The sequence below is a fragment of the Micromonospora sicca genome, from assembly GCF_003172935.1.
GTDB classification, from domain to species: Bacteria; Actinomycetota; Actinomycetes; order Mycobacteriales; family Micromonosporaceae; genus Micromonospora; species Micromonospora sicca.
In genome coordinates this window covers 1-13,315 of the sequence record NZ_QGKS01000195.1, presented here as the reverse complement: position 1 = coordinate 13,315, position 13,315 = coordinate 1, and the positions used below count along the sequence as shown (strand labels likewise).

The window sequence follows — 13,315 nt, the reverse complement described above, 5'->3', positions numbered from 1 at the left end:
CCGCGGTCAGCCGGCGGCGAGCAGCGGGCGGAGGGCGGCGACGATCGGGGCGTCGGCGGGGAGCCAGGCGACGGAGTCGAGTTCGCTGGCGGTGAGCCAGCGCAGCTCGGAGTGTTCCAGCGCCTTCGGTTGGTCGCCGTGGAGCAGCCGGGCCGTGTACACCTTGAGCACCGAGCGACCGTGCGCCATCCGGACGTCGCGGCCGACCCGGTCGCCGATCTTCACGCGTACGGCGAGTTCCTCGACGCACTCCCGGACCAGGGCGGCGGTCTCGCTCTCGCCCGGCTCGACCTTGCCGCCGGGGAACTCCCACCGGCCGGCGACCTCGGGGGGCGCGGAGCGCGCGCAGGCCAGGACCCGCCCGTCGGCGATGATCGCCGCTCCGACGACCACCTTCGGCTCGCGCCGGTCGGGCTGTCCGTATCCGCTTACCCGTTCGGTCCGCACGGGCGTCCAGCGTGCCAGATCAATCGGCGGTTTGGGTACCGGAGTCGGCCGTCAGGCCAACAGAACACGGAAGTGTGGGCGTGGACACACCATGTGTGCGACGACAGACTAGAGGTCGTCTACGAGGACACGGGATGGCGGCGATTTGGCCACAAGCCGGCAACGACGCCTGGGAGGTGCGGTGATGCGTGTGCTGTTCAGCGGCCGAGCAAAGCACGACTACCTCAGCGACGCGCTCACCCTGCTGTCCGGGTGGACCCGCGAGGGCGAGCAGATCCGCCGGACCATGGTCCTCGACGACACCCAGCACGCGGCCCTGACCGAACGGGTCAAGGTGGTGGCCGACGCGCTGCGCCTGCGCCCCGAGATCAGCCGCCGCGCCGACCAGACCCAGATCCGGGTCGGGCACGGCGACGGCGAGCCGCTGACCGAGGGCGAGGTCCTGCTGGCCGCCCGCATCGAGGACGCCTTCCGCGCGGTCACCGACATCCGCTCCTGACCCACCAGGTCACTCCGGAGCCCCGCCGCGAATCCGTCGATGCGCGGCGGGGCTCCTCTGCTGTCCGTCGGCTGTTGGCGCGCCCTGCCTACCGTGGGACGCATGGTGAACGCGACGTACGACCGTAAGGAACAGTTCCAGCAGATCCAGAGTGGGCTCCTGGACGGCGAACAGATCATCGCCGTCTACGACGCGGTGGGCACGGGCACCGGCTTCATCGGCCTGACCGACCGCCGGGTGATCATCCAGGACCGGTCGTTCGTCGGTAAGCGGCACGCCATCACCAGCATCCCGTACTCGAAGATCACCAGCGTCAGCGTGGTCAGCAACAAGTCGTGGGGCGGGTCGTTCTTCTCCACCGGCGCGATCGCCATCCACGTCGGTACGCACACCTACGAGGTCGAGTTCCGGGGCGCGCAGAAGAGCCACCACGTGCACAACGTGATCCTGCACCACATCTCCTGACCCCTATCCTGATCAGTCATGGCGGATCTCCACGCGCAGCGGCGGCAGGACGTCGACCGCGTCATGGCCGATGTGGACCACTGCATGGACCGGCGCCTCGCGGCCGTCTACGACGCGGAGAACCGGTGGGGCCGCGACGACGACTTCTTTCTCACGGCGGTCGACCAGACCCCGGCGGCCCGGGTGCTCGACCTCGGCTGCGGCACGGGCCGCCTCACCCTGGCGCTGGCCGCCGCCGGCCACACCGTCACCGGCGTCGACCCGCACTGCGCGTCCCTCGACGCCGCCCGGGCCAAGCCGGGCGCCGACCGGATCACCTGGATCGAGGGCACCGCCGAGGTCCTGCCGGACGCGGCGTACGACGTCGCGGTGCTGACCAGCCACGTGGCGCAGGAGATCCGCGCGGAGGACGACTGGCGGCGGACGCTCGCCCACCTGCGCCGGGCGCTGGTGCCCGGCGGCCGGCTGGTCTTCGACTCCCGCGACCCGGCGGCCCGCCGGTGGGAGCGCTGGAACCCCCGGGACTCCCGGCGCCGCCTGACGCTGCCGAACGGCACAGTGGTCGACGCCTGGACCGAGCTGACCGAGGTACGCGCCGGCCTGGTCAGCTTCGTTCACCACTACCTCCTGCCCGACGGCGACGAGCTGCGCAGCCCGGGGACGTTGCGCTTCCGGACCGAGGCGGAACTGCGGACGGCCCTGGCCGCCGCCGGCTTCGCGGTCGAGCGGATCCACGGCGGATGGGGCCGGGAGCCGGTGGGCGCGAACGACGACGGAGAACTGATCGTCATGGCCCGCGCCGCCGACTGACCGGGCCGGCGGGCGGCGTCAGCGGCGGTAGGCCAGCTCGAAGTCGAGCGTCCAGTCGACGCCGTCGGCGGACTTCTCCCAGCGGCCGTCGATCGTGTCGCCGTCGGCGCTCAGGGTGCCGGTGAAGCGCTGGTGGAAACCGGGCGCGTCCCGCCGGATCCGCCACACCCGGTCGGCGAACGTCATCCGGTAGACCCGGTGCACGCCCCGCGCGTCGGCGTACAGCATGGTGAACTCGTCGGCGGAGTCGTCCAGGCCGATCAGCGCCGTGGTGGGGAACGGGGCGTTCTCCCGCCAGGCCTGCGGCGCGGTGTCCGGCACCGGCTCGGCGTCCGTGACCTGACGCAGGAACTGGCCGTCCTCGACCCAGTCGAAGACCGTCCACCCGGCGCCGAGGCCCTCGACCTTCGGCTGCACCGTCCACCGCCCGACGAGTACGTCGAGTCGCGCGAGCGCAGAATGCCGCTCCTTCATCCCACTACCTCCTCCGGCGTCGATGGGCTCACGCTAATCGCGGGCCCCGACAACGGCCGGGGATTACCGGGTCAGCGGACCAGGCGGCGGATGCACGGCCCGTCGTGGTCGGCGCGGAGGAGGCAGCGCCGGCCGCCGGGTAGCAACAGGTCACAGCAGACCCGATGCCGTACGCCCTGGTCAGCCTGGTCCTGCGCGGGTCGGTCGGTCCGCTGGCGTCCGGCACCATCCAGCCGAATCCGCCGCCACGGCTACGTCCGTGGCTACTCCTCGGGACGACCCCGACCGGTGAACCATCCGGCGCGAGCGCTATCATCGCGATATGGCGATTGGTTGTACTCCCGGGGTAGCTCCGGCTGTGGCGCTATTCCGCTCCCTCGGTGATCCGACCCGGCTGGCCATCCTGCGTCGGATCGCCACCGGGGAGGCGCGCGTGGTGGACCTGACCGGCGAGTTGGGGCTGGCGCAGTCGACCGTCTCGAAGCACCTGGCGTGTCTGCGCGACTGCGGGCTGATCGACTACCGGGCTGAGGGTCGCCAGTCGTTCTACGCACTGACGCGACCGGAGCTGTTGGACCTGCTGCGCTCGGCGGAACAGCTTCTGGCCGCCACGGGCGAAGCGGTCGCCCTCTGCCCGGTCTACGGCACTCCGGCCGACTCCCCGGCGGAGGTGACGGCGTGAGCACATCCATCCGGACGCCGGAGCGTCGGGCGGTGCTGTCCCGGCGCAGCCTGTGGCTGGCCTACGCCACCGCCGGCTACAACCTGTTAGAGGGCCTGGTCGCCATCGCCGCCGGCGCGGCAGCCTCGTCCACGGCACTGATCGGCTTCGGCCTGGACTCGTTCGTCGAGGTGTCCAGCGCCGCCGTGCTGATCTGGCAGTTCCGCTCCCGCGTACCCGAGGACAGGGAACAGCTCGCGCCGCGGCTCATCGGCGTCTCGTTCTTCGCCCTGGCCGCCTGGGTGACCTTCGACGCCGTCCGCTCGCTGCTGGCCGGCGGCGACGCCGACGCCAGCCGCGTCGGCATCGGCCTTGCCGTCGCGTCGCTGCTCGTCATGCCGCTGCTCGTGCGGGCCAAGCGGCGCACCGGCCGCGAACTCGGCTCGGCAACGGTCATCGCCGACTCCACGCAGACCATGCTCTGCACCTACCTGTCCGCGGTGCTGCTCGTCGGCCTGGTCCTCAACGCCGCGTGGGGTTGGTCATGGGCCGACCCGATCGCCGCGCTCGTCATCGCCGGCGTCGCGGTCAAGGAAGGCGTGGAAGCCTGGCGCGGCGAGCACTGCGACGACTGCGCACCGCTACCCGCCAGCGAAGGCTCAAGCTGCGCCGATGGCTGCTGCACTGACCGGAAGCCATGACCATGGCCTGGCTCGCGCTGCTGCTGTACCCATTGGGCCCATGGATCGTCTGCTCTCGATGCCACTGGAAGTCGGCAGTCGCTTGGTCCAGCTCGGCGATGAGGTGAGGTCGGGCCGGCGGTATGCCGCCTCGAGCCCGGACGTCATTCATGCGAAGTAATGCGTCCGTCGCAGCCGCCAGCAGGGCCTGGTGACGGGCAAGCGCCCGGTGGCGCGCTACCGGGTCACTCGCAACGAGGTCGGAGACCCAGGAGAAGTCGCCTTGCAGCGTCGGGAGCACCACGACAGCCTGCCATCCGCCCCGAGCTCGCCCGACACCCGCAACCCGGCTTCTTTAGCGGGAGGTGTCATCGGTGGGGACGGGTTTCGGCCATACTGGTCCGCCATGGACCTGGACGAGTATCAGCGCGGCGCCCTCCGTACTGCCGCTCCACGTGACAAGAGGAACGAGCTGCTCCACCTGGTGCTCGGGCTGGTCGGCGAGTCGGGTGAGATCGCCGAGAAGTTCAAGAAGTGGGTCCGAGACCTCGACAGCGAGGAGTCCCGGATCGACCGGGCCGACATCGCCAAGGAACTCGGTGACGTGCTCTGGTACATGGCGGTGCTCGCCGACTACCTCGATCTCTCGCTGGACGACATCGCGACGGCCAACCTGGCCAAGCTGGCCAGCCGCCAGGGCCGTGGCGTGCTGGGTGGCAGCGGCGACAACCGCTGAGCCGGGGTTTGCCTATGTGGTTGTCAAGCCGCGTTCGGGGGGTATCCCGGCCGGGGGGAGATTCCTACGGCACTACTTCGCCTCCGGGTTGATCGCGCAGGGGTGCGACGTGGTGACCGTGCAGCGGGCGCTGGGCCACGCGAACCCGGCCGTGACTTTGAAGACGTACAGCCACTTGTGGCCGACGGCGGAGGACAAGACCCGCAAGGCTGCGGCGGCGCTGATGGCTGAGACGTTGACCAGCGACAGTTCTGCGGACTATCTGCGGACTGGGGAGGCGTGACATGCCCCTTGACCTGCGAGAAGGTGGCCCGCCTAGACGTTGAAGCGGAACTCCACGACGTCGCCGTCCTGCATGACGTACTCCTTGCCCTCGATCCGGACCCTGCCGGCGGCCTTCGCCGCCGCCATCGATCCGGCCGCGACCAGGTCGTCGTAGGAGACCACCTCGGCCTTGATGAAGCCGCGCTGGAAGTCGGAGTGGATGACCCCCGCGGCCTCCGGCGCGGTCGCGCCGACCGGGACGGTCCAGGCCCGCGCCTCCTTGGGCCCCGCCGTGAGGTACGTCTGGAGCCCGAGCGTGCGGAAGCCGACCCGGACGAGCTGGTTCAGGCCCGGCTCGTACTGGCCGATCGACTCCAGCAACTCGCGGGCCTCCTCCTCGGGCAGGTCCACCAGCTCCGACTCGATCTTGGCGTCCATGAAGACCGCCTCCGCCGGAGCGACCAGCGCCCGCAGCTCGTCGAGGAACTCGGCGTTGCCCAGCTCGGCCTCGTCCACGTTGAAGACGTAGAGGAACGGCTTGATGGTGAGCAGGTGCAGCTCGCGCAGGTGCTCCAGCTCGATCTTGGCGGCGGCCGCGCCGGCGTACAGGGTGGTGCCGCCGTCGAGGACGTCGACGGCCTTCTTCGCGGCCTCGACCGCGGCGGCCCGGTCCTTGCGGAGCTTGGCTTCCTTCTCCAGCCGCGGCAGCGCCTTCTCCAGGGTCTGGAGGTCGGCCAGGATCAGCTCCGTGTTGATCGTCTCGATGTCGTCGGCCGGGGAGACCTTGCCGTCGACGTGCACCACGTTCGGGTCGGAGAAGGCGCGCACCACCTGGCAGATCGCCGAGGCGTCGCGGATGTTGGCCAGGAACGCGTTGCCCCGGCCCTGCCCCTTCGAGGCGCCCCGGACCAGGCCGGCGATGTCGACGAACGACACCGGCGCCGGCAGCACCTTCTGCGAGGCGAAGATCTCTGCGAGCTTGCCCAGCCGCTCGTCGGGCAGCCCGACCACGCCGACGTTCGGCTCGATGGTGGCGAACGGGTAGTTCGCCGCGAGCACGTCGTTCTTGGTCAACGCGTTGAACAGGGTGCTCTTGCCGACGTTGGGCAGGCCGACGATCCCGATGGTGAGGCTCACGGGCGGCCAGTCTACGCGGCCCCCGACCTGGCCCTGCCGGCCGGCGTCCCGTCCGGTAGGCGAACCGCCGGTAACCGCCCCCGCACGCGCTGTCAAGGACGGTCACCGGTACGTGGCGGGACGTTGCTACCCTCTTCGGTGCCGTAGGCCCGCGGGGAGGCGTTGTGGACCAGGTGACCGAATTCAACCGGTTGTTCGAGCAGACCCGGCTCGTGCTCGCCTCGATGCACGGAACAGCGGCCACGTCCGGGGCGGACGAGGCTGCCGAGCCGCTGCGGGCGGCGGGCACGGCGGCCGAGGGCCAGGTCGAGGTGGTGCTGGTCGGCCAGCGGGTCGAGTCGGTGCGGTTGGACCCGCGGGTGCTGCGGGCGGGCGCCGAACTGCTCGGCGAGTACGTCGCCCAGGCGGTCAACGCCGCCCTGGACGACCTGCGCCACCAGGCCGGGCAGGCCGGGGCGGAGCCGGCCGCGCTCGACCCGGCCGCGCTCGGCGAGACCCTCGGCCAGCTGCAGGACCAGTCGGTGCGGAGCATGTCGGCGATGAGCCAGGCGCTGACCGACGTGGTGCAGCGGATCCAGGAGGGGGGCCGGTGACCGGCGGATACGAGGTCCACCCGCCCGCGCTCCGCCAGGGTGGCAGCGAGCTGGCGGCGGTCGCCGAGCAGGTGGCCGCCCAGTGGGAGGCGTTGCAGGCCCGCACCGCGGCGATGGGCGACATCTTCGGCGACGACGACGTGGGCGGCCTGATCGGCATGTCGTACCAGGTGGCCGAGGAGATCGCGGGCGAGTGCCTGCGCTCCGTCGTCGAGGGGCTGCGCGGCTTCGGTGCGGGCCTCGGCGTGATGGCCGAGCGGTACGACCTGGCCGAGCAGGACAACCTCGCCAACTTCAGCAACCTGAGCTGGTAGGCGGCGATGGGCATCATGCTCCCCGGCGAACTGGCCGGGCTGCTCAACGAGCTGGGGTACACCTGGCCGAAGTCCGACGAGGCGCAACTGTTCGCGCTGGGCCAGATGTGGCTGGAGCTGGCCGGCTCGCTGCAGCGGACGGCGGCCGAGGGGGCGGCTACCGCGCAGCGGCTGCTCGACGGCAACTCCGGCGAGGCGATGGCCGCCTTCGGGAAGCGCTGGACGGCCGAGGGGTCCGCGATCACCGTGCTCCAGAAGGGCGCCACCGGAGCCCAGATGGTGGCGGCCACCCTCTTCGTCTGCGCCCTGATCGTGCTGGCCCTGAAGATCAACGTGATCGTCCAGCTGACCATCCTACTGATTCAGATCATCCAGGCGGTCGCCACGGCGGGTCCCACCTTCGGCGCCTCGCTGTTGGAGATCCCGGTCTTCAAGAAGCTCACCGACGTGGTGCTCGGAATCCTCGTCGACCAGGCGATCGGGGTGGTGCTCGGATGACTTCCCCACTGCCGGAGCTTTACGTGGCGGTCGACGTGGAGGCGGACGGCCCGATCCCCGGGCCGTACAGCATGATCTCGCTGGGCATGGCCGTGGCGGGCCGGCCGGACCTCAGCTTCTACACCGAGCTGCGACCCATCTCGGACGACTTCGTGCCCGCCGCGCTGGCCGTCTCCGGCCTGGACCGGGACCGCCTGCTCCGCGAGGCGCCGACCGCCGAGGAGGCCATGTCGGCCGCCGCGAAGTGGGTCAACGGCCTGCGGACGATCGGGCGGCCGGTCTTCCTCGCCGCCCCCGCCGTGTGGGACGGCATGTTCGTGCACTGGTACTTCGTCCGGTTCGTCGGCCACAGCCCCTTCGGGGCGACGGGCTCCGGGGTGGACCTGCGCAGCTACTGGATGGGGCTGACCGGCAGCGAGTGGGTGCAGACCCGCAAGGGGAAGATCAAGCACGAGCTGGGCCTGTACGACGTGCCGCACACCCACCACGCCGGGGAGGACGCCGCCGAGCTCGCCCAGGTCTTCGACGCGGTGCTTCGGTACCGAACGGAGGGGCCGGCATGAGCGGCCGGCACGGCGTACCGGGCGGGGCGACCTCGGCCGCCCGGGGCATCATCGCCCGGGCCGCCCGGAGCATGATGCACCAGGCCGACGAGGTGGCGGGTGAGGCCGCCGAGTCGGCCGCCGCCCGGACTGCGCGGCGGATCCCGCAGGGCTTCACCGAGCGGCAGTGGACCCGGTTCGCCCGGGGCGCCCGGCAGACCCAGCGGCAGGCCGGACTGCCGGACGGCGACCTGGTCGCGCATGGCAGTCGGGTACGCGGCAGCGCCCGCACCGACTCGGACATCGACGTGGCGCTGATCGTCGACGACGACGCCTTCTTCGACCTGGCCGAGCGTTCCCTCGCGCGCGCGCCGGCCGGCACCCGGCTGCGCAGGACGATGCTGCGCCGGATCAACGAGAACGGTCAGCTCGCCAGCTTCGACCTCGGCACCGACTTCACCGGCCTGCGTCGCCAACTGATGGACGTGCACGTGCCGCACAAGGTGCAGTTCTCGGTGCTGCGGCGCGGCGGGAAGTTCGACAACGGCCCGTTCCTCCCGCTCGATTGAGCGGACCGGCATCTGGCAAGGTGACAGGGTGCAGACGACGTTGCAGTTCCTGATCATGGTGGACGGCCCGCTGGAATCGGCGGAGCTGCTGGACCGGATCCGCACTCGGCTGCCTGACGCGGTGCCCTACCGGCGGGACTCAGTGGACGTCCGGGGCAACCTGCTGGAGATCAACCCCAACGAGGGGGCCGACCCGCGGCTGGCCGCGAGCGACGAGGACGACTACCTCTACTTCAGGTGGCGGGTCGAGCTGACCCCGATGGACCGGACGGTGGACGAGGACCACCAGGTCACGCTGGCCCGGGAGCTGCTCCGGGCGATCGAGGGCCCGCAGGTGCGGGCCACCGTCTGCGCCGCCTTCGAGGACCGGGTCTAGCCGAGCAGCCGGGGCTCGATCCGGGTCTCCCGGACGCTGCCGTCCTCGGCCCGGCTCACCTCGTACGCCGCCACGCCCTCGCGGTCGGCGACCGCCTCGGCCAGGCGGATGCCCCGGTAGACCAGCCCCACCCCGTCGTCGGTGCAGTGGCTCACCGGGAGTGTGCCGTCACCGACCAGCTTGTGCATCAGCGGCCGGCGCTGCTCCTCGGCGTCGTAGTGCACCCCGTTGCCGTACGGCAGCCAGCCCAGCCCGTCGACGAAGGGCCGCAGGGTCGGGCCGAAGCTGTCGGTGGCGCCGCCGAGGTGCCAGCAGATCGACCCGGCGGAGACCCCGCCCAGCACCACGCCGGCCTGCCAGCACTCGTGCAGGATCTCGTCGAGGCCGTGTACCCGCCAGACCGCGCAGAGGTTGGCCACGCTGCCGCCGCCCACCCAGATGACGTCCTGGGCGAGCAGGTGGGCCCGCACGTCCTCGACGGTGGGCATCGGGAAGTGGGCCAGGTGGGACGGGCGGAACCGGGTGCCGGCGAACGCCCCGTAGAAGACGGTGAACGAGGTCGGCTGGTCGCCGACCGCCTGGTTGAGGTAGCAGATCCGGGGCGCGTCACCGGCCTGCGCCAGCTCGGCTATCAGCTCGAAGACCGGGCCGGGCTGCGCGTCGTACGGGCCGCGGCGCCGGCTGGAGAAGCCCATGCTGGTGGCGACGATGGTCGGTTCGCTGGCGGGCACGGTCGTCCTCCCGGTCGGTGACTGGCGGTGATCATCCTCCGCCACGCGCGCCGGCCCGCGCAGCCCCGCCCTCCGTCGGCCGGCGCGGCCCGATCGCTCAGCCCTCCGCCTCGGCGGCGGCGAGCAGCGTACGCAGCAGGTCGGCGAGGCGCGCCTGGTCCCCGGGCGACAGCGCGTCGAGGATCTGCCGCTGCACGGCCAGCCCGGCCTCGGCCGACTCCTCGACCACCCGCCGACCGTCGTCGGTGAGGGTGACCCGCAGCCCGCGCCGGTCCGCCGGGTCGGGCGTACGCCGGACCAGGCCGGCCCGCTCCAACCGGTCCAGCCGGCCGGTCATCCCGCCGGAGGTCAGCATCAGCCCGGCGGCGAGCGCCTTCGGCGCGAGCGTGTACGGCTCGCCGCAGCGGCGCAGCGCGGCGAGCACGTCGAACTCGCCGCGGCCGATCCCCCAGCCGGCGTACACCTTTTCCTGGCGGTCGCCGACCAGCCGGGCCAGCCGGTAGATCCGGCCGAAGACGGCCATCGGCTCGGGCCGCATCCCGGCCCGTTCCCGACGCCACTGCTCGACGATCGTGTCGACCTCGTCCGTTGCTGCCACTCCCGGATTGTGCCGCACCTCGCACTTCCCCTTTCGCTCGACACTCATTAGCTTAACTCTAAGATACTTAGCGAAAAGATAGGGACGGGATCATGAACCGGCGCTGGACCGACGTCGCGCTGACCGCCGCCGCCCCGACCGCCTGGGGCACCACCTACCTGGTCACCACCGAGCTGCTCCCCGCCGACCGGCCGCTCTGGTCCGGTGCGCTCCGGGCGCTGCCGGCCGGGCTGCTGCTGCTCGCGCTGACCCGCCGCCGACCGCACGGCGTCTGGTGGTGGCGCTCGGCCCTGCTCGGCGCGCTCAACATCGGCGCCTTCTTCCCGCTGCTCTTCCTCGCCGCCTACCGGCTGCCCGGCGGGACCGCCGCGGTGCTCGGCGCGGCCCAGCCGCTGCTGGTCGCCGCGCTCGGCGTGATCGCCCTGGGCACCCGACCCGGCCGGCCGGCGCTGCTCGCCGCGCTGGCCGCACCCCTGGGCGTCACCCTGGTGGTGCTGCGACCGGCGGCGGCGCTGGATCCGCTCGGCGCCGCGGCCGGCCTCGCCGCCACCGCCGCCATGGCCGCCGGGCTGGTGCTCACCCGGCGCTGGGGCCGGCCCGCCGGGGTCGGCACCCTCGCCGCGACGAGCTGGCAGCTCGTTGCGGGCGGCCTGCTGATCGTGCCGCTGGCCGCCGCCGTCGAGGGCGCGCCGGCCGTACCGGACCGGCCCGCCCTGCTCGGGTACGCCTGGCTCGGACTGGTCGGCACCGCCGGGGCGTACGCGCTCTGGTTCCGGGGGGTCGCGCTGCTGCCGGTGACCCGGGTGTCGGTGCTGGGCGCGCTCAGCCCGCTGACCGCCGCCGCGTTCGGCTGGCTGGTGCTCGGCCAAGCGCTCGGCCCGGTGCAGCTCGCTGGCTTCGTCGTGGCGGTCACCGCGATGGTGGTCGGCCAGCTGCCCGGTCAGCCGGCGAGCAACCGACGCCAGTCGGGGCCGTCGCGGTCCACCCGGTCAGGCAGCGCGCCGGGCGACAGCTCCGCCGCCGCGGCGCGCGGCAGGACGAACCGGTGCACGGCGGCCGGGCCGGCCGCGTCCGACTCGTCGAGCATCCAGCGCACCTCGTCGACGGTCCAGCCCAGCCCCGCCCGGCCGGCGATCTCCCGGACCAGCCGCAGGCCCACCCGGGTGTCGTCGTCGTAGAAGCGCACACACCAGTGGTGCGCCCACATGCCCAGCGCACGCAGCCCGGCCACGTCCAGCGAACCGGCGAGCCGGCCGCAGGCGGTCTCCGGAAAGGCCCGCCCCGGGTCGTCGGCGCGGTCCCGCTCGATCGCGCCGTAGGCTGCCGGCGCCACCACCCGCATCCGGTCGTAGAAGCCCTGCACCACCGCGCGGTCCAGCCGGACCCGTCCGGACCGCATCAGCGGGCACCTCGCCCGGCCACGCTCGCCATCCCCCGCACCTTTTCTTGAGTTGGTGGCGGGACGGTACCGGCCGCGACCGACACTTTCGGCCCGGAAATCGTTGCCACGTCAGGGATAGCTGGCCCGAGCTGGGGCGTCTGTAGCTGTGACAGTGAGAACGGGGAGGGTGGGTGGACGAGGGCGAACGGGCCCGGCTGGCCGACTTCGTGGCGAGCCGCACCCCGGCGCTGATGCGGGTCGCGTACCTGCTCACCGGGGACCGGCACGCCGCCGAGGACCTGGTCCAGTCGGCGCTGGCCAGGACCATCCCGAAGTGGCGGACGCTGCGGCACGCCGACCCGGAGGGTTACCTGCGCGCGGTCATGTACCGGGAGCAGGCGGAGGCGGCCTGCCAACCCCGCACGGAGTCCCCGCCGACCTCCGCACGGCCAGGTCCGAATCCCGCCAGCCGTCGCCCCGAGCGGCGAGGCAGTATCGGTGGCGTGGAGTTGGACTTCGAACGGTGCTACCGGGCCGTGGACAGCCGTGACCAGCGGTTCGACGGCTGGTTCTACACCGGCGTGACCTCGACCGGGATCTACTGCCGGCCGTCCTGCCCGGCGACGACGCCGAAGCGGCAGAACGTCCGGTTCTTCCCGTCGGCCGCCGCGGCGCAGGGCGCCGGGTTGCGGGCCTGCCGCCGCTGCCGCCCCGACGCGGCGCCGGGCTCGCCACAGTGGGACGTCCGGGCCGACGTGGTCGGGCGGGCGATGCGGCTGATCGCCGACGGGGTGGTCGACCGGGACGGCGTACCGGGGTTGGCGGCCCGGCTGGGCTACACCGAGCGGCACCTGCACCGGATGCTCCGCGCCGAACTGGGCGCCGGGCCGCTCGCGCTGGCCCGCGCCCAGCGCGCCCAGACCGCCCGGATCCTCATCGAGACCACCGGCCTGGGCATGGCCGAGATCGCGTTCGCCGCCGGGTTCGGCAGCGTCCGGCAGTTCAACGACACGGTCCGGGAGGTGTACGCGGCGGCCCCGTCCGAGCTGCGGGTCAGCCGGGGCGGCCAGCCGGCGGCCGGCGGGGCGGGCACGATCACGCTGCGGCTGGCGTACCGGCCGCCGTTGCACGCGGCGGCGCTGCTCGACTTCCTCGCGCTGCGGGCGCTGCCCGGCGTGGAGGAGGTCCGCGACGGGACGTACCGCCGGGGGTTGCGGCTGCCGCACGGGACCGGCGAGGTGGCGCTGACCCCGGCCGACGGGCACGTGTCCGCGACCCTGCGGCTGGCCGACATGCGCGACCTGGCCCCCGCGGTCGCTCGCTGTCGCCGCCTGCTCGACCTCGACGCCGACCCCACCGCCGTCGACGAGACCCTCGCCCACGATCCCGCCCTGGCGCCGGCGGTGCGGGCGGAACCGGGAGTCCGTCTCCCCCGCGCCGTCGACGGCTTCGAGATGGCGCTCCGCGCCATCACCACCCAACAGGTCTCCCTCCAGTCCGCCCGAACCACCCTCACCCGCCTCCTCCAGGCAGCCACCCC

20 protein-coding genes and 1 pseudogene are annotated in these 13,315 nt (G+C 72.6%); 15 read left to right on the top strand and 6 right to left on the bottom strand.

Annotated features, from left to right (window positions below):
- Positions 1-6: 6 nt before the first annotated feature.
- Positions 7-447, bottom strand: a complete 441-nt coding sequence (locus DKT69_RS12635; RefSeq protein WP_109801763.1) for a (deoxy)nucleoside triphosphate pyrophosphohydrolase — start codon at positions 445-447, stop codon at positions 7-9.
- Between the two features lie 184 nt (positions 448-631).
- Here DKT69_RS12635 and DKT69_RS12630 point away from each other — a divergent pair, with 184 nt between their 5' ends.
- The 3 genes from DKT69_RS12630 (at position 632) to DKT69_RS12620 (ending at position 2,221) form a co-directional block, all read left to right on the top strand.
- Entirely contained in the window at positions 632-946 is a 315-nt protein-coding gene (locus DKT69_RS12630) for a 4a-hydroxytetrahydrobiopterin dehydratase (RefSeq protein WP_109801762.1), read from the top strand.
- Between the two features lie 102 nt (positions 947-1,048).
- Positions 1,049-1,411 (top strand): PH domain-containing protein, encoded by a 363-nt coding sequence (locus DKT69_RS12625; RefSeq protein WP_109801761.1) that lies wholly within the window; start codon positions 1,049-1,051, stop codon positions 1,409-1,411.
- Between the two features lie 18 nt (positions 1,412-1,429).
- Positions 1,430-2,221: a class I SAM-dependent methyltransferase gene (locus DKT69_RS12620; RefSeq protein ID WP_236647797.1), complete on the top strand. Its 792-nt coding sequence runs from the start codon at positions 1,430-1,432 to the stop codon at positions 2,219-2,221.
- Positions 2,222-2,239: 18 nt separating this feature from the next.
- Here DKT69_RS12620 and DKT69_RS12615 read toward each other — a convergent pair whose 3' ends face one another.
- Complete coding sequence (locus DKT69_RS12615; protein WP_109801760.1) at positions 2,240-2,695, bottom strand: hypothetical protein; 456 nt, start codon at positions 2,693-2,695, stop codon at positions 2,240-2,242.
- Between the two features lie 322 nt (positions 2,696-3,017).
- Here DKT69_RS12615 and DKT69_RS12610 point away from each other — a divergent pair, with 322 nt between their 5' ends.
- From DKT69_RS12610 to DKT69_RS40615, 4 genes are all read left to right on the top strand, one after another.
- On the top strand, positions 3,018-3,377 hold the full coding sequence (locus tag DKT69_RS12610; RefSeq protein WP_109801759.1) for an ArsR/SmtB family transcription factor: 360 nt from the start codon (positions 3,018-3,020) through the stop codon (positions 3,375-3,377).
- On the top strand, positions 3,374-4,057 hold the full coding sequence (locus tag DKT69_RS12605; RefSeq protein WP_109801758.1) for a cation diffusion facilitator family transporter: 684 nt from the start codon (positions 3,374-3,376) through the stop codon (positions 4,055-4,057). Before DKT69_RS12610 ends, DKT69_RS12605 begins: the two co-directional genes overlap by 4 nt.
- A gap of 385 nt (positions 4,058-4,442) precedes the next feature.
- A complete protein-coding gene (locus tag DKT69_RS12600) occupies positions 4,443-4,772 on the top strand; it encodes a nucleoside triphosphate pyrophosphohydrolase family protein (RefSeq protein WP_109801757.1) in 330 nt (109 codons plus the stop codon).
- Positions 4,738-5,055, top strand: a complete 318-nt coding sequence (locus DKT69_RS40615) for a tyrosine-type recombinase/integrase (RefSeq protein ID WP_368666242.1) — start codon at positions 4,738-4,740, stop codon at positions 5,053-5,055. Before DKT69_RS12600 ends, DKT69_RS40615 begins: the two co-directional genes overlap by 35 nt.
- A gap of 32 nt (positions 5,056-5,087) precedes the next feature.
- Here DKT69_RS40615 and ychF read toward each other — a convergent pair whose 3' ends face one another.
- Positions 5,088-6,173: a redox-regulated ATPase YchF gene (gene ychF / locus DKT69_RS12590; RefSeq protein WP_109801756.1), complete on the bottom strand. Its 1,086-nt coding sequence runs from the start codon at positions 6,171-6,173 to the stop codon at positions 5,088-5,090.
- A 164-nt stretch (positions 6,174-6,337) separates the two neighbouring features.
- Between ychF and DKT69_RS12585 the strand changes: the two genes are divergently transcribed.
- From DKT69_RS12585 to DKT69_RS12560, 6 genes are read left to right on the top strand one after another with little or no spacing between them, the layout of a single operon-like run.
- Complete coding sequence (locus DKT69_RS12585; RefSeq protein WP_109801755.1) at positions 6,338-6,766, top strand: YbaB/EbfC family nucleoid-associated protein; 429 nt, start codon at positions 6,338-6,340, stop codon at positions 6,764-6,766.
- Positions 6,763-7,080 (top strand): hypothetical protein, encoded by a 318-nt coding sequence (locus DKT69_RS12580; protein ID WP_109801754.1) that lies wholly within the window; start codon positions 6,763-6,765, stop codon positions 7,078-7,080. Before DKT69_RS12585 ends, DKT69_RS12580 begins: the two co-directional genes overlap by 4 nt.
- 6 nt (positions 7,081-7,086) lie before the next feature.
- Complete coding sequence (locus DKT69_RS12575) at positions 7,087-7,578, top strand: WXG100-like domain-containing protein (RefSeq protein WP_109801753.1); 492 nt, start codon at positions 7,087-7,089, stop codon at positions 7,576-7,578.
- On the top strand, positions 7,575-8,141 hold the full coding sequence (locus DKT69_RS12570) for a 3'-5' exonuclease family protein (RefSeq protein ID WP_109801752.1): 567 nt from the start codon (positions 7,575-7,577) through the stop codon (positions 8,139-8,141). Before DKT69_RS12575 ends, DKT69_RS12570 begins: the two co-directional genes overlap by 4 nt.
- Positions 8,138-8,689: a nucleotidyltransferase domain-containing protein gene (locus DKT69_RS12565; RefSeq protein WP_109801751.1), complete on the top strand. Its 552-nt coding sequence runs from the start codon at positions 8,138-8,140 to the stop codon at positions 8,687-8,689. Before DKT69_RS12570 ends, DKT69_RS12565 begins: the two co-directional genes overlap by 4 nt.
- Positions 8,690-8,717: 28 nt before the next feature.
- Entirely contained in the window at positions 8,718-9,065 is a 348-nt protein-coding gene (locus DKT69_RS12560; protein ID WP_109801750.1) for a hypothetical protein, read from the top strand.
- On the opposite strand, the gene DKT69_RS12555 is transcribed toward DKT69_RS12560, so the two are convergent.
- The gene (locus DKT69_RS12555) at positions 9,062-9,796 is read right to left on the bottom strand and encodes a Type 1 glutamine amidotransferase-like domain-containing protein (RefSeq protein WP_109801749.1); all 735 of its coding nucleotides are present in this window, start codon (positions 9,794-9,796) and stop codon (positions 9,062-9,064) included. The two genes, DKT69_RS12560 and DKT69_RS12555, sit on opposite strands and share 4 nt — an antisense overlap.
- Positions 9,797-9,893: 97 nt before the next feature.
- Positions 9,894-10,442, bottom strand: a complete 549-nt coding sequence (locus tag DKT69_RS12550; RefSeq protein WP_109801748.1) for a MarR family winged helix-turn-helix transcriptional regulator — start codon at positions 10,440-10,442, stop codon at positions 9,894-9,896.
- Between the two features lie 44 nt (positions 10,443-10,486).
- Here DKT69_RS12550 and DKT69_RS12545 point away from each other — a divergent pair.
- Positions 10,487-11,257, top strand: a pseudogene (locus tag DKT69_RS12545) (EamA family transporter); the annotation flags it as partial.
- Between the two features lie 77 nt (positions 11,258-11,334).
- Here the strand turns inward: DKT69_RS12545 and DKT69_RS39705 are convergent.
- Positions 11,335-11,793, bottom strand: a complete 459-nt coding sequence (locus tag DKT69_RS39705) for a hypothetical protein (protein ID WP_236647795.1) — start codon at positions 11,791-11,793, stop codon at positions 11,335-11,337.
- Positions 11,794-11,966: 173 nt separating this feature from the next.
- Here DKT69_RS39705 and DKT69_RS12540 point away from each other — a divergent pair.
- Positions 11,967-13,315 (top strand): AlkA N-terminal domain-containing protein (locus DKT69_RS12540; protein WP_109801746.1); only part of this gene is annotated, 1,349 nt, incomplete at its 3' end.

Excerpts from the sequence above, each read along its gene's own strand:
- DKT69_RS12630 (WP_109801762.1), top strand. The coding sequence starts at position 632 with ATGCGTGTGCTGTTCAGCGGCCGAGCAAAGCACGACTACCTCAGCGAC.
- DKT69_RS12625 (WP_109801761.1), top strand. The coding sequence starts at position 1,049 with ATGGTGAACGCGACGTACGACCGTAAGGAACAGTTCCAGCAGATCCAG.
- DKT69_RS12620 (WP_236647797.1), top strand. The coding sequence starts at position 1,430 with ATGGCGGATCTCCACGCGCAGCGGCGGCAGGACGTCGACCGCGTCATG.
- DKT69_RS12615 (WP_109801760.1), bottom strand. The coding sequence starts at position 2,695 with ATGAAGGAGCGGCATTCTGCGCTCGCGCGACTCGACGTACTCGTCGGG.
- DKT69_RS12610 (WP_109801759.1), top strand. The coding sequence starts at position 3,018 with ATGGCGATTGGTTGTACTCCCGGGGTAGCTCCGGCTGTGGCGCTATTC.
- DKT69_RS12600 (WP_109801757.1), top strand. The coding sequence starts at position 4,443 with ATGGACCTGGACGAGTATCAGCGCGGCGCCCTCCGTACTGCCGCTCCA.
- DKT69_RS12575 (WP_109801753.1), top strand. The coding sequence starts at position 7,087 with ATGGGCATCATGCTCCCCGGCGAACTGGCCGGGCTGCTCAACGAGCTG.
- DKT69_RS12570 (WP_109801752.1), top strand. The coding sequence starts at position 7,575 with ATGACTTCCCCACTGCCGGAGCTTTACGTGGCGGTCGACGTGGAGGCG.
- DKT69_RS12565 (WP_109801751.1), top strand. The coding sequence starts at position 8,138 with ATGAGCGGCCGGCACGGCGTACCGGGCGGGGCGACCTCGGCCGCCCGG.
- DKT69_RS12550 (WP_109801748.1), bottom strand. The coding sequence starts at position 10,442 with ATGAGTGTCGAGCGAAAGGGGAAGTGCGAGGTGCGGCACAATCCGGGA.
- DKT69_RS39705 (WP_236647795.1), bottom strand. The coding sequence starts at position 11,793 with ATGCGGTCCGGACGGGTCCGGCTGGACCGCGCGGTGGTGCAGGGCTTC.